This window comes from Paenibacillus sp. FSL R7-0272 (genome assembly GCF_037969905.1).
GTDB lineage: Bacteria > Bacillota > Bacilli > Paenibacillales > Paenibacillaceae > Paenibacillus > Paenibacillus polysaccharolyticus.
The window spans coordinates 902,196-916,148 of record NZ_CP150221.1 but is presented as its reverse complement, the minus strand read 5'-3'; the positions used below and the strand labels follow the sequence as shown (position 1 = coordinate 916,148).

The following is a 13,953-nucleotide window of genomic DNA, read 5'->3' as shown; positions in this document are numbered from 1 at the left end:
CGTAATTCCCCTTCTTTCGACATTCGTGGGTCCCGAGAACTAATTTTACTTACGTACGCTTACAAAACACTTACAAAGAACCTCAGAAAACGCCACAAAAAAAGCTCCGCAGAATCCCATTTATCAGGGAGTACCGCAAAGCTTCTTCTAACTATGATTTTCCCATCATTTCCACATACATCTGCTCCATGAAGGCAGGCGGTTCCATTCCCATTTCCTGCTGGAACACCTCTTTCATTTTGTTAAAATGCATGGAAAAGGAAGTTCGATCCTGCCGGTGCATAAAGATCCTTAGCATCATTTCATGACCTTCTTCATCGTAAGGAACGATGGAGAGAAAGAATTGCAGAAAATCCTGTGCTTGCCGATACTCTCCTCTTTTCATATATAAGCGAGCCAGCGTTTTGGACATATCTCGAAAGCTTTGATTAGCCCGTTCCTTATCCGCTTCACACCAGGCGTAATCTTTCCAGCCAAAAAGTGCCCCCTTATACTGCCTTAAAACCTCTTCTGCATCCGCAGGATATCTATCAATCTGGGCAGATCCTCCCCTCCTCAGCTCTTCGAAGCGCACATAATCACAGGATTCGAGGAGTTGAAAATGATAAAAACCCTTTTTGGAGCTTAATTGAATATGGATGCCGTTATCCAGCAAGGTTTTCTTCATGCGAAATACGGTTGTATGCAGATTTTGTTCTGCTTTCTGCGGCTCATGCTCCGGCCATAGACTTTCACATATGCTCCATTTAGAAAGACTCGTATCCCTGTGAATCAGAAAATATGCGAGAAGCTCTTCTGTCTTTGCCGTCGGGAAATCGACCGGGCTCCCATCGTTTAAACGAGAGACAATATACTGACCGAAACATTGGATACGGGCATGCGTTTCTTTTTTCCTCATAGGAGCCCGTCTTTTACGCTTGAGAATTCGATGAATGGTATCACGCAGCGCTACTTCATCTACAGGTTTCAAAAGATAGTCCAGCGCATTCACCCGGAATGCATCCAGTGCATACTGATCGTAAGCTGTAATAAATACAATCTCCGTATCCAGCTCCATCCCCTGCAAGTTAGCAGCCAGTTCCAGACCGTTCATACCGGGCATATCAATATCCAAAAAAGCTGCATCCGGTTGCAGACGGGGGAAATCATTCAGCAACTCCATATAATTCGTGTATGTGCCGACGACCTCCACTTCCTCGATGCCCTCCAGGATGTGTTGCAGCCGCATAATAGCCAGTCGCTCATCATCCACGATGACAACTCTCATGAATATCATTCCCCTCTCTTCACAGTACACGAGTTTATATTTTGAACTGGAATCTGACGCTAGTCCATTCTCCTTCTACACTCGTCACCTTTATTTCTTCTTTACAGAAGTGTGCCAATCTCCGGCGGATATTCATCAGACCTACTCCCCTTCGTTGAGATGAAGAGTTACTCGCTACCCATAATTGTTGTAATTGATCCGGGGTCATGCCGACGCCATCATCCCATACTTCGATCTGAACCGTATCCTCATGCAGAGTAATGGACAAACGAACCGTTCCTCCAACGACCCTTCTCATGACACCGTGCCGGATCGCATTCTCCACCAAAGGCTGTATCGTTAACGGAAGGATTTTTTTCTCCAGCGTTGCTGGCTGTACATCATATATAACCGTCAGTCGATCCTCGAATCGGGCTTGTTCAATCGCCACATAGGCCTCAACCAGCTGAAGCTCGTCTCGTAGCGACACATAACGATCCGGTCTGGGATCAAAGCTCCTTCTTAAATAATGACTAAGATGTGTAATGAGATTCTCTGCTTGTATCGGATCTATACGGCATAAAGCCATAATGGAATTCAATGAATTAAACAAAAAGTGCGGCTTAATCTGTGACTGGAGAAAATCAAGCTCTGACCTCATGGCATCCTCAACGGACGTCTTTAACCGTAGTAGCGTTTCTGTTCTGGCTCTTATTTCGGAAGCGTCAAAGGGTTTGACTATAAAATCGTTCGCTCCCGCCTTTAACCCTCCCTCAATATCGCTGGAAGAATGAAGCACCGTCAGTAAAATAATTGGAAGCTCAAACAGACTGAACTGCTTTCGTATCTCTCTGCAGACCTCAAACCCGGACATTCTGGGCATCATCACATCCAGTAGAACTAAGTCGATATCCGAGCGGCTATGAAGCAACTCCAGTGCCTCTACTCCGTTATTTGCCCATAATATATGATAAGGTTCACTCGCGAACAACCGGGACAAAACATGGAGATTCGAGGTTTCATCATCCACTGCCAATATAGTGAACCTACTTTCAACAGACGGAGACTGATTAACCGAATGTTCTGGAATGGATGTAACTGCTGAGATCTGCTTCTGCTCTAGTATATCATTCTCATAAGTCGCAGCAGCTTCCGTACTGCCATCCCCATTCTCATCCGCTAGCGGGAGTGTAAAAGCAATCCCTGTTCCTTTGCCCTGCTCGGACCAATCAATATAAATGTCTCCATCCATCAGATGCAGCAGCTTCTTGCAAATAAACAATCCCAAGCCCGTTCCACTATACTCATACGGGGAGTGGGCTTGCTCGAAAGGTTGAAAGATCGTATCCCATTCCGACCTGGCAATTCCCACACCGCTGTCCTCAATCAAAATGGTCACTCGATCTGCTGTTACCCGGGCACTCACGGTGATGACGCCTTCCTGAGTGAACTTGGCCGCATTGCCCACCAGGTTGTAGATGATCTGTTTCAACCTGTTCTCATCTGCAGAAACGAGAGGCAGCCTATCCGGTACGGCGTTAACCAGCCTAATTTTTTTCCCTGTAATGAGATATTCGAACAAATGGAACACGAGAGATACCGTGACGCGTACATCCACTTTTGCAGGAAGGACAGTCAATTCGTTACGTTTAATTTTCTCCATATCCAAAATATCATGAACCAGCGCGGACAACCTTCTGGACGTATCCCGGATTAAGGACAGATTTTGCATCTGAATGTCGTTCAGCTCTTCTGCGCCTGCCTCCAGCATGTTCTGGGACAAATTGATGATGCCGTGCAGTGGTGTTTGGAACTCGTGCGAAGTCTGAAGCAGAAACTCATCCTTCTGCTTGTCCGCCTTTTGAAGCTTGGCTGCCATATTCTCGATAGTGTTATACGCTTCAGAAAAGCGGTAAGACATAATGAAGGATGCCAAGAAACAAAAAGCTAAAATCGCGTAATACCCCAATTGGTAACTTGTCGTCAGGCTGCTCAAATATAGAGCGTAATCGAATAGACCCACCAGGTAGCTACATAAGGCCATGATAAAGAGCGCCAGACTTTTTTTTCTGAACTCGCCATATCGTCCCTTCCGGTAGGAATAGAGCAGAACACCAATTATAATGACGTAAGCCCCAAGTTGAAAGGTGCTGGCGATGATATTGAAGTCGGAATACCATTGAAACGGGGTAACAAGAACAAAGGCGATATACAACGCCATCCCATATACAAGGCTTCTGGTAAACCAGCGAGCAATCAGTCCTTCGCACATGGATTGGATAAACATCACCATCGTAATTAAAGAAAGATATAACGATATGGCCTGAATTTTATAATAAAACTCGGTGGGCAGATCAAAGTATTCTACGATAATCCGTTCGCCGTTACTGGCAAAGGACCATGCGATTACAATACAGCTTAACCCGAAATAGAGAAGACCTTGTTCTTTTTTGCGAATAATGTATACACTTAATTGATAACATCCCAGCATCAGCAGGGATACAATTAGCGTTAAATTAAGGACCGTTGTATTGATGTTAAAAGCTTGAATGCCCTGCGCACTTCCAAAGTAAAGGCTATAGGGAATGCCGCCTTGCGTATTTTCAAAATTGGCTACATGAATCAAAATCTCTGCCGTATCCCCTTGTACTGTAAAAAAGGCATTATACGGCCTGTTCACATATTCATATGTATGTTGATCTAAAGTCGGGACACCGCTCTCTCCCACCTTCTCGCCATTTACATAAACGGTACTCGCCATTCGGATGTTCGAAATTCTTAGACCATATACCCTCGAAGAAGGCTCCAGCTTCACCTTCAAACGGTAGGTTCCACCACCCTTGGCCTGAAGAGTCCCATCTTGTGCTGTATGTCTCCAAAATCCGGGTACATGAATGAATTGTGCACTTGAAACGGGGTGAACTCCTGGACTCAGTAGTTCATTCCAGTAAAATTCCCATTGCCCGTCCAGTGGTGCTACTTCATCGGAATTAAAATTCCATGTGGTCATATCCAGAATTCCATTCTTGGATGGCTCTGGCTTCATGCCTTTATTCTCCGTTGCTTCCTGTAATCCAAATAACAAAAGATAACAACCAAGACTAACCGCAACCAATGCCACGAGCATTCTTCTCATCTAACCATCTACTCCGTTTCATATCCTAGCGTAAAGGCACGTGGGATCAGCCTATCCGGTTCATTATATCAGCTTATTCCAAGCTGCAGAAGGCAGATGTAAGGTCTCATGTCAAATGGTTAAACCATATAAAAAGCCCAAGCGATGGTTCCACTTGAGCGATTTATAGAGCTTATAGAAGTTAGATATCTGTTCATTTAGACATGGTTATCTTGCATACAAGCAGCCATCATCATTCTGAAATAGCGATCAAGCAGTTCCATTTTGTATCGAGGATTCACTTAACAGAACTTTACTGTGATCATGCAACTATTTTATATGCTGTTCCCCTCTGTAACTGACTGATCATTCCTTGCAAATTCGTCCAACAAATCACGTACTTTAGCGGTTGTTTTAGCATTCATCAGGTTACCTCTTAGCTCACTTGCACCGCGGAATCCACGAACGTATATTTTGAAAAAACGCGCCAAAGGACTGAACGAACGAGGTTCCAGCTCCGAGTATTGATCATGCAGATCCAGATGCAGCCGAAGCAGATGAAGGAACTCTTCCGTCGTGTGCTCACGCGGCTCCTTCTCAAATGCAAACGGATTTTGGAATATGCCCCGTCCAATCATTATGCCGTCCACACCATATTGCTCTGCCAGCTTCAGTCCAGCTTCACGGTCGAGAATATCCCCATTAATGGTTAGCAGTGTATTCGGTGCGATTTCATCCCGCAGTTTTTTGATCTCGGGAATCAATTCCCAGTGGGCATCCACCTTGCTCATTTCCTCTCTTGTGCGCAGGTGAATGGACAGATTTACGATGTCTTGCTGCAAAATATGAGTTAACCAGTCGCGCCATTCATCGACCTCGGTGAAACCAAGTCTTGTTTTGACGCTGACCGGCAAGCCTCCGGCTTTTGCCGCCTGGATAATCTCCGCGGCAAGAGCTGGCCTGCAGATCAAGCCGCTTCCTTTGCCATTTTCCGCTACATTCGCTACAGGACAGCCCATATTAATATCGATGCCTTTGAAACCTTCCTTCGCCATGCCAATGCTCATCTCACGGAAAAACTCCGGCTTGTCTCCCCAAATATGCGCCACGATCGGCTGCTCATCTTCGGTAAACGTTAACCGCCCGCGCACACTTTTGTTGCCCTCCGGGTGACAATAACTTTCCGTATTCGCAAACTCGGTAAAAAACACATCCGGTCTGCCCGCCTCACTGACGACATGCCGAAACACCACATCGGTCACATCTTCCATCGGCGCAAGTATAAAAAATGGTCGTGGCAATTCACGCCAAAAATTGTCTTTCGTCATATCCAAAACCTCTCTATACATACTAGGGAAATTATTTATCCCGAAATAGCCAATCAGTTGTAGCTCAATTATATCACACCCCTGAACGAAGCATACTTCTCCTGTAAACTTGAAAATATTTGACATTAATATATAATAAAGATATTATAGACACTTTTAGTCTTTAATTAAAAAAGCGAATCGTTATTCGCTTATAAAGGAGATTAATGAAAATGAATATACTAACGAATCAATATGAAATGATTAAACGAACGAGAGAGTCCCTCTTCCAAATGTGTGAGACGATGCCCCCTGCAGCTTACTCGCAAACGATTGATGCATTAGGTGGGGAATCCATCCGCAACCTGCATGTTCATGTCTCGGATTGTTATCGTGTATGGCTAGGTGTTCGTGGTCTTGGACAAAGCATTCCCAAGCTAAAGCCGGAATCCATCAGAGACGTACAGGAAATGCGTGCATTATTCGAGAAGACAGATTTACTGGTAGATGAATTTCTTCATCATTTCAAAGACAATTGGGACGCAGACATTCAAGCCAGTTGGATGAGTGAAACCGCTGAATTAAGCGAATTATGGCTTTTCACCCATTGCACCACCCATGAATTTCATCATCGAGGACAGATTACGAAAATCGCAAGAATGCTCGGAACCATTCCTCCCAAAATGAATTTATCTAAAATAAAATAATCACATTCATCTTCACTGGTTTTCACTTGCTGATCCACAGAGGCTCAACTACAATGAAACTCGGGTGGCTCATTATTAACATTCATATAAAGTGGAGGTCTACATCACATATGGAAATTTCATTAGATATCATGAAGGAAAAGGTTGAATGCCTTCAAGCTTATGACTTTCAGGAACTGGAACGAGCGATTGATGAACGGATGGGCGTGAACAAAGCCCTCCTTTTACGCGTGAAGCTGGTTCAACATCAAGTTACGTTTGATCCTGTTCGGAACAAAATGTTGTACAGTGCTGTGGTACATTTTGCTGTAGATTAATGGGTTCATGCGAAGTTAATGCATAATCTAATTGAGGTACAACCAGCAGGTCTTCCAAGATGGATCACCTGCTGGTGATGTATAACGGATTAGAATCCGGTCAAATTACAAGTTAAAAGGACTATTACACTACCCTCTTCGTCACGAGCAATATACTGCTAATTACTTTTTGCGGATTCCGTTAGTAATGGAGAGTACATCATAAGGGCATTATTCTCAGTGATGAATTCATCATCAATCCATTCTCCCTCTGGATTAAAAATACGCCGATGTAACACATTACTCCTGACATATCCTCCCCAATGCTGTTGTTCAATGCGGTGCTGTTTCTCGTAGATTTCATAAGAATATAAGACTTTCTCTTCCGCACGCCATTCTCCTCTCAGCACATGATCTTTCAACTCCAGATGAAGCTGGTAGGATATTGACGTAGGATTGGAGATCATCAGATCCAGGTAGTTATACGCACACGTTGCCCCGCTGCCAAACGGTTGTGTGCGGTTTGAGTCCGGGAAAACATCATAACTATGTCGATGTCGCTCAACAACAGCAAGCGGTGTGTGCAGTGTTATCCAGTAAATAAGGTTTGAGAGCTGACAGAGTCCTCCGCCAACTCCTGGTTTGAAGCCACCATAAAATAATATCATGCCCGGAACATAACCTTTGCGCGCTGTCGTTTTGCCGATCAGCTTCCAGTAGGACATCGTTTCACCCGGTTGAAGGATAAGTCCATTGAGTCGCCCGATCGCGATCGACAGATTGATTTCTTTGTTATGCTGTAGCCACATATCCACGTCCTTCAGCTTTCGAAGGGTGGGTGTTTCATGATGAAATACAACATGTGGAAGATTTTTAGCTGAGAAGGTTTTTGCAAATGAAGTACCGTCAACCAGCCATCTCGCATACCTTCGCCAAGTATAATATGTTTTCCCCAACATTAGTCGCAGTCTGGATCTCGGAATAGGTTTCCGCATGACTTCAATCCCCCTTTGTAGACAATTTACTGCTAGGCGTTTATTCCTCTATAATATGACGTCTTCATTTTCCATAGAGTTACGGCCTAACTGCTTTTCCGATGAAAAAAATAAAGCAAAAAGACCCCAATTCAAAAATTGAGGTCTGATTAAAGCGAACTACAACCTTCCGTAATTGCGCAGCACCGATAACGTAAAAATCGTATTATATGCCTGCCAATGCTTCAAGTCATGCTCATCACTCCAGCCACCGTCTTCCCGTTGCGAGGTTTCTAGATCATTCAACAACTTATTCAGCAAATCCTTTGGCACTGCTTGGGCAACCCTGGTGTTGGGTGTATTCGCAAATTGGAAAAGAGTAAACTGGTTTTTCTCCGTTGCGTTTTGAGCACATTTCAGAATATTATCGATCGTTGCTTCTACAAAAGGTCTATTCTCAGGCGTATCTTCCAGATTGAGATAGTAGTCATGAGCATGGTACGCCATAAACAACCAATCATTGGCCTGAATGTGCTCTAGCGTGAGGTTAGACTTCGCCCACTTCGATGTCGATGCAGCTAAGGAAGCGGAGCAAATCCCCTGTTTAATCAAATTACCTGTAATTGAATCGGGTGTGGACTGCCCGCCACCACTCCACCATGAAGCATGGGGATACTTATGTAAGGAATCAGGATTCTTCAAAGAGCCATCTTCATATCGATTGCGTTCAACCCAATCCACTGTACCCGTCAATACTTCTGTCAGCGGCAGGTTCATATCCCGTCCCATGGTCAGCAGAAACTCCAGCGCGAGCGGATGCGAATCCGGACATTTAATATCATGTTCCAAACCATGCCCCCACCCTCCGTCCGCATTTTTGTAACAGAGCAGGCACTGATACAATCGTTCAACCGAGCCGCCATCAAAAAGATAACTAAATAACCCTTGCTCCCAAAGCACACCGTTAGCATATACAAAATCCCTTGCCTTCTCTATGGATACTGGCATGGTGTAGCCTCCATTCTGTCTCATCCTCCATCCTCCTACACCTTCGGTTTCAACTGTTTAATTACAGCCATGATCAATATGATCATGCCTACGCCAAAACCAGATATAGATAACGGAGCAAGTAAAAATCGCATCGCTTCCCCCTGCACCACAAAGCTAGCAAGCATGACGACCATACAGATTACCGTGAATATACCCACTGTCAGAGTGCCCATAAAATCATGCAGTGAATGATTTTCCTCACGGGCAATCATAATTTTATTGTCCTTCAGAATAGGCAGTTCCAATAACTTCGGAATGTAGTCCGTAATCTGCTCTTTGACCTTTGTCAAACGCTCTTTGACTACTTGTCCTTTATCCATATAAGTTGCGTAAGATTGACTGGTTGCGGATAAAGAGTACGTATCATCTACAGATGACAGCGTCCCATCCAACGTAATGATGGCTCTGAATGCTCCGGCAATCGTAGGTTTTAATGACATCCCCATCTCCGTGATCATGGACATCATTCGTTTCATCATGACACTTGTCGGGTCTGGTGAGAAAGACGCTTCGGACAAAAGTCGGCTCAGACGCTGTTCAATCAACTTTTCATCCAGCAAATGCCCATCCTCACAAACTCGTGTCAAACCATACGCCATCTCTTTCGTATCTCGATTGCTGTACCCCATCAGGAAGCTTAACATCCCACCTCGTTCTTCATCTGTTAAGTAGCCCACTGAACCGAAGTCGATCAGCGCAACCTCTCCATCAACGGTCAGCATCAGATTTCCGGGGTGCGGGTCTGCATGAAAGATACCTATCACTAGAATTTGATCCAAAAATGCGTGCATGACCCTCTCCGAAACATCGCTTGTCACCGCTTTCGTGAAGCTGGTTCCTTCGATATATTCCATAGTTAAAATCTGTTTCGTCGAATACTCCGAATAGATTTCGGGGACACGGATACGAATGTTGTGTTCTTCGAATGCTTTGCGAATCAGATTCGTATTCAAGGCTTCGATATCAAAATCCGTTTCCTCGATCAAATTCTGTTTGAACCCTTCAGCAAGCTGAATTAATCCAAGTCTTTTGATTTTGACAGAGCGCTCGGATAGCCATGATACAAACTGGATTAAAATATCCAAATCGACCGTCATTTTCTGCTTCACATCAGGTCTTAAAATTTTGACAACAACCATCTCTCCCGCCAATTTCAGCTTCGCCAGATGAACTTGTCCAATCGAAGCGGCTGCGATGGGTTCCATGCCAAAGGATTCATATGTTTCATCCATATTGCCGATTTTGGTGTCGATAATCGCTTTCAGCTCCTGTGGGCTTAGCGGTTTCACCTGATCATGTAAACTGGAGAAAGCTTGGATGTAGTTTACAGGTAACATGTCCTTTTTTGTCGATAACACCTGGGCAAACTTCACAAATACACCACCCATGCTATCCAGTACCTCAGCAATAACATATGGCAGTTTGGCATGATCCTGCTGAATCAAATGAGCCAAACCTTTGCGTGAAATAATCCAGAACATGTGCATCATCCGCCGCCACGCACGAAATTTATTCAATATATACAGGAGCGGATTGGTCGCCTGCAATATTTTAAAATTAAACAGGTTAAGAAGCATATAGGCATAACACGCGATGAATATAATAAGCAACGGATAATAGATAAACATGACTCTAAGAATCTCGGCATCTGGTGGAGCTGTCTTTTGATTAAAATATGTAAAAGAAAGTACGAGCGTTACGATCGATGTACTGAATAATATCGCCAAGCTCAGCTTCAGTTGATTACTTTTCAGAATATTGATATTTCCGATGATAAAGTAAACCAGGAATGCCGCCACCAAAATACTGCTCAGATAAAATTGCTCCAACACCTGAAGTAACATGCTCACCGCAAGAGCACTGGCGAACGAAATCAGCACTTTATGTTTCCTGTTGAAGAACGACGTCAGCAACATGAATACAATGAAACACACGAGTAATGTAACAAAAAAGAACATCTTACATCCCACCTGTTATGTAATGGTAATGAATGAATGGTTGCTCCCTCAATATAACACACCAAACTTGGACTTGGGATGGTGATCAAAGATGTTATTAACATAACATGAGGATATGGAATGAAGGGGTTTAATCGTTTTTGTCGAATAATATCTGGTAGAAATGTAAGAGTAATTGGGCTTATTGATATACATAGAAAAAAGCTAAGGAGAACATACCATGCAGAATTTGAAATTTACGAAAAATTATAAAAACAATGATACACTTCGAAAAAGTTTTTTCGAACTCGCTGCAAGTACATTCGATATCCATTTTGAAAATTGGTACCAACAGGGTTGCTGGGGCGAAGGATACATCCCTTTCTCGTTTGTAGCTGGAGATCAGATTGTTGCTAATGCATCTGTGAATATCCTAGAACTGGTCATCCACGGAGAGAAGAAAAAAGCAATTCAAATTGGCACGGTAATGACACATCCCGATTACCGCGGGAAGGGTCTATCTGCAAGTCTAATGAACAAAATTCTGGAGGAATACGAAAACAAGTACGATCTCATGTACCTTTTCGCCAATGAATCCGTTCTTGATTTCTACCCTAAGTTTGGGTTCAAAGCTGTAGAAGAACATTTATTTTCAATGGACTTTCATTGTACAGCTACCCCATTAGAATCTGCGAACCTGCGGAAACTAGATGTGACTGACGCAGAGGATTTACACCTTATTCAACAATTCGCATCGCAACGACTGCCTGTTTCCAAGCGGTTTGCAACCGATCATACTCCTGGCATATTCATGTTTTATTGCTTGAATGTGTTTAATAATGATATTTATTATTTGGAAAACGAAAAGGTCATCGTTATTTATCAGAAAGAAAACAGCAGTATCGACCTCTTCGATGTTGTCAGCTTAAATGAAATCAATATGAGAGATATTGTGAATAAAATTGCCGATGCAGATACCGAGAAAGTAACGTTTCATTTCACCCCGGATGAAAATAATGGTATGGAACTAATAAGTTCAATCAACAATGATGGCTTATTTGTAAAAACCCATGGTGATAATCTCTATCCTATGCACGTTAAACATCCGATTACATCCATCGCCTAGTGGGCATTTAATGATGACTACCATCATAACGATCCTCGTTCAAATATAAAAATAGACCACAAAGGAGCAGGTCCCCCCTGCTCTTTCTCTATGTGAAACTTCGTTATCTTATTGAACGTAACACTTCAGAACGATAAACTATAGTGTGAGCCAGTCATGCTACATCAGTAGTCTCTAGAGAAGGCTCATCAAATATAAGCTCTAAATTAAATCAGATATCAGTTCAATATGATCTTACAATCATCATCATGAAGGGGGAGGCATTCGTGGCATTTATTCCGTTAAACTGTCCCAATTGCAACGGAAGAATTGAATACAAGGAGGGGCAGGTTTTAAAGTGTCCGTACTGTGAGACAGAGCTTTTGTTGAAGCAAAATAATGTCTACTATGTAGACCAAACTATTAATCATTACCACGGAACGCCTCCTAAGTCAGCACCAAAGGCGAACGTCTCCGTAAGGTTATTACTAATACTGATGTTAGTCTTATCTGGTGCCATCGGTGCTTACCTTTACTCCAGTACAAGTTCCACGCTTCAGAAGACAGAAGCCAATCTGCCTGTACGCAAGATGCCGGAAAGCGAGGTTCTGCTCTCCTTTTTACGGGACATCTTTGAAAAAGGATCTGCCTTGCCGACAGAAGAGGAGCTCGCTCGTGTGCGCTATCTGACCGTAGATTATCTGGATAGTGACCAATGGCAGTTTACCTATAGCTTCTCTGATCCCTTCAGCGATGAAAAGGCTGAGAAGATCACTTATGTTACTCAGGACAAGAAATTGAACACACAGGAGATTGACCAGCGAGATTTTGAAGCCTTTACGGGACTGACGGCACTCGATCTGACGGGAACCTATGAAATTGCCCAGACGGATCAAACCACATTTGCTCATATATCCGGCTTAAAAAGTTATGGTGGTGCTTTTAACGAATCCTTTAATTCTTTTTCGGGCTACTTTGGCGACAAATCTAAAATTACGCATCTTACTACCCAGCTTCGTAGCAATCAGGAACTAGCCTTACTGCTGGAATTTCCTAACCTGAACTCTTTATCGATCACCTATGTCGATGAGTCCATAACGGATTTTCACCTGTTAAATAAACTGCCGCTCAAGTCCCTGTCGCTCACGTTTGTCAATGAACTGGGATGGTTGTCGTCCATGACCGGGCTGACATCCTTATCTATCAACTACAGTGAAACTACAGACTTGCAGCCGTTATATGCGTTAACCCAGCTTCAAGAACTTCAGCTTTCCTATTTAAACAACGTAAAGTCCATCGACTTTGTGCAAAATATGCCTGCTCTACAGAAGCTGGACATCGAGAGTTTAAACTTTTCCAGTCTGGAACCGTTAGCGGGTAAAACATCGATTACCAAACTGCGCCTGGCTTCCTTAAGCAAGCTTAGTTCAACAAAGGCCATAAATAGTCTATCCTCATTGCGGGAATTAACGTTGTCCGGTTATTACGAGAATGCAGAAGCACTGACATTACCCAATGCAGGAAGGGTAGAAATCCCTGGCTCCTTCCTCTCCGGGCTGAAAGCACCTGCCACAACCAATCTGACAATTCGTGGCGGAAGCGGGGAGTTAAATCTGGCTGCCCTAGACAAACTTCCGAAGCTGGAACAACTCTCCCTCTGGGAAATCAGTGAAATCACTCAACTCAGCTCGCTGAACAGTTTATCTCGCTTACAAAAACTAAACATTAATGATTCATCATTGTACAGTGAAAGTGATGCCTTATTTCGTTTGAAGCAGGTAAAATCGCTAGTATGCTCGGAGTGCAGGCTGAATTTCGAACAAAAGGCAGGAACGGAGAACAAAGTACTTGAGCATCTGACCTTAGAGGAGCCCTATTTTAACATCAATAATACCTCCGTTAGTGAAATTGACCAGATAATGCCTTACTTTTCCAAACTGTCTGCGCTGCGTTCTTTCACCCTGCAAGACAGCAACCTGGCTTCACTTGGATTTATGAGCAAATGGCAAGCCATTGAAGAACTCCATCTCGAGAACAATGCCATTTCCACTGTGGAAACCTTAAGCAAGCTGCCCAATCTGAAGAAAGTATATCTGTCCGGCAATTCGGTGCAGAACAAGTCCGTGCTTGGAACGGACGTGAAGGTATATTAGCCAATTGTAAAGATCATTGGAGATTTTTAAACTCCTGTGATTAGCCATGACATGATACAAAAA

10 protein-coding genes are annotated in these 13,953 nt (G+C 43.5%); 4 read left to right on the top strand and 6 right to left on the bottom strand.

Features of this window, described 5'->3' with window-relative positions:
- Window positions 1-151: 151 nt before the first annotated feature.
- The 3 genes from MKY23_RS04070 to MKY23_RS04060 form a co-directional block, all read right to left on the bottom strand.
- A complete protein-coding gene (locus tag MKY23_RS04070; RefSeq protein ID WP_339835494.1) occupies window positions 152-1,267 on the bottom strand; it encodes a response regulator in 1,116 nt (371 codons plus the stop codon).
- Between the two features lie 34 nt (window positions 1,268-1,301).
- Window positions 1,302-4,382, bottom strand: a complete 3,081-nt coding sequence (locus MKY23_RS04065) for an ATP-binding protein (protein ID WP_339835491.1) — start codon at window positions 4,380-4,382, stop codon at window positions 1,302-1,304.
- 314 nt (window positions 4,383-4,696) lie between these two features.
- Window positions 4,697-5,689 (bottom strand): tRNA-dihydrouridine synthase, encoded by a 993-nt coding sequence (locus MKY23_RS04060; protein WP_154985198.1) that lies wholly within the window; start codon window positions 5,687-5,689, stop codon window positions 4,697-4,699.
- 212 nt (window positions 5,690-5,901) lie between these two features.
- Here MKY23_RS04060 and MKY23_RS04055 point away from each other — a divergent pair, with 212 nt between their 5' ends.
- Window positions 5,902-6,375: a DinB family protein gene (locus MKY23_RS04055; protein WP_154985197.1), complete on the top strand. Its 474-nt coding sequence runs from the start codon at window positions 5,902-5,904 to the stop codon at window positions 6,373-6,375.
- Between the two features lie 110 nt (window positions 6,376-6,485).
- Window positions 6,486-6,692 (top strand): DUF2536 family protein, encoded by a 207-nt coding sequence (locus tag MKY23_RS04050; protein WP_339835484.1) that lies wholly within the window; start codon window positions 6,486-6,488, stop codon window positions 6,690-6,692.
- A gap of 158 nt (window positions 6,693-6,850) precedes the next feature.
- On the opposite strand, the gene MKY23_RS04045 is transcribed toward MKY23_RS04050, so the two are convergent.
- From MKY23_RS04045 to MKY23_RS04035, 3 genes are all read right to left on the bottom strand, one after another.
- Window positions 6,851-7,675 carry a VanW family protein gene (locus MKY23_RS04045; protein WP_339839198.1) on the bottom strand — a complete coding sequence of 275 codons (825 nt, stop codon included), beginning with the start codon at window positions 7,673-7,675 and terminating at the stop codon, window positions 6,851-6,853.
- Between the two features lie 150 nt (window positions 7,676-7,825).
- Window positions 7,826-8,677 carry a hypothetical protein gene (locus tag MKY23_RS04040; protein WP_339835481.1) on the bottom strand — a complete coding sequence of 284 codons (852 nt, stop codon included), beginning with the start codon at window positions 8,675-8,677 and terminating at the stop codon, window positions 7,826-7,828.
- Window positions 8,678-8,688: 11 nt separating this feature from the next.
- Window positions 8,689-10,653, bottom strand: coding sequence for an AarF/ABC1/UbiB kinase family protein (locus tag MKY23_RS04035; protein ID WP_221788417.1), 1,965 nt, complete (start codon window positions 10,651-10,653; stop codon window positions 8,689-8,691).
- Window positions 10,654-10,873: 220 nt separating this feature from the next.
- On the opposite strand from MKY23_RS04035, the gene MKY23_RS04030 reads away from it, so the two are divergent.
- Together MKY23_RS04030 and MKY23_RS04025 are read left to right on the top strand one after the other, a co-directional pair.
- Entirely contained in the window at window positions 10,874-11,758 is an 885-nt protein-coding gene (locus tag MKY23_RS04030; RefSeq protein ID WP_339835478.1) for a GNAT family N-acetyltransferase, read from the top strand.
- 476 nt (window positions 11,759-12,234) lie between these two features.
- Entirely contained in the window at window positions 12,235-13,890 is a 1,656-nt protein-coding gene (locus MKY23_RS04025) for a leucine-rich repeat domain-containing protein (RefSeq protein ID WP_339835475.1), read from the top strand.
- Window positions 13,891-13,953: the final 63 nt, after the last annotated feature.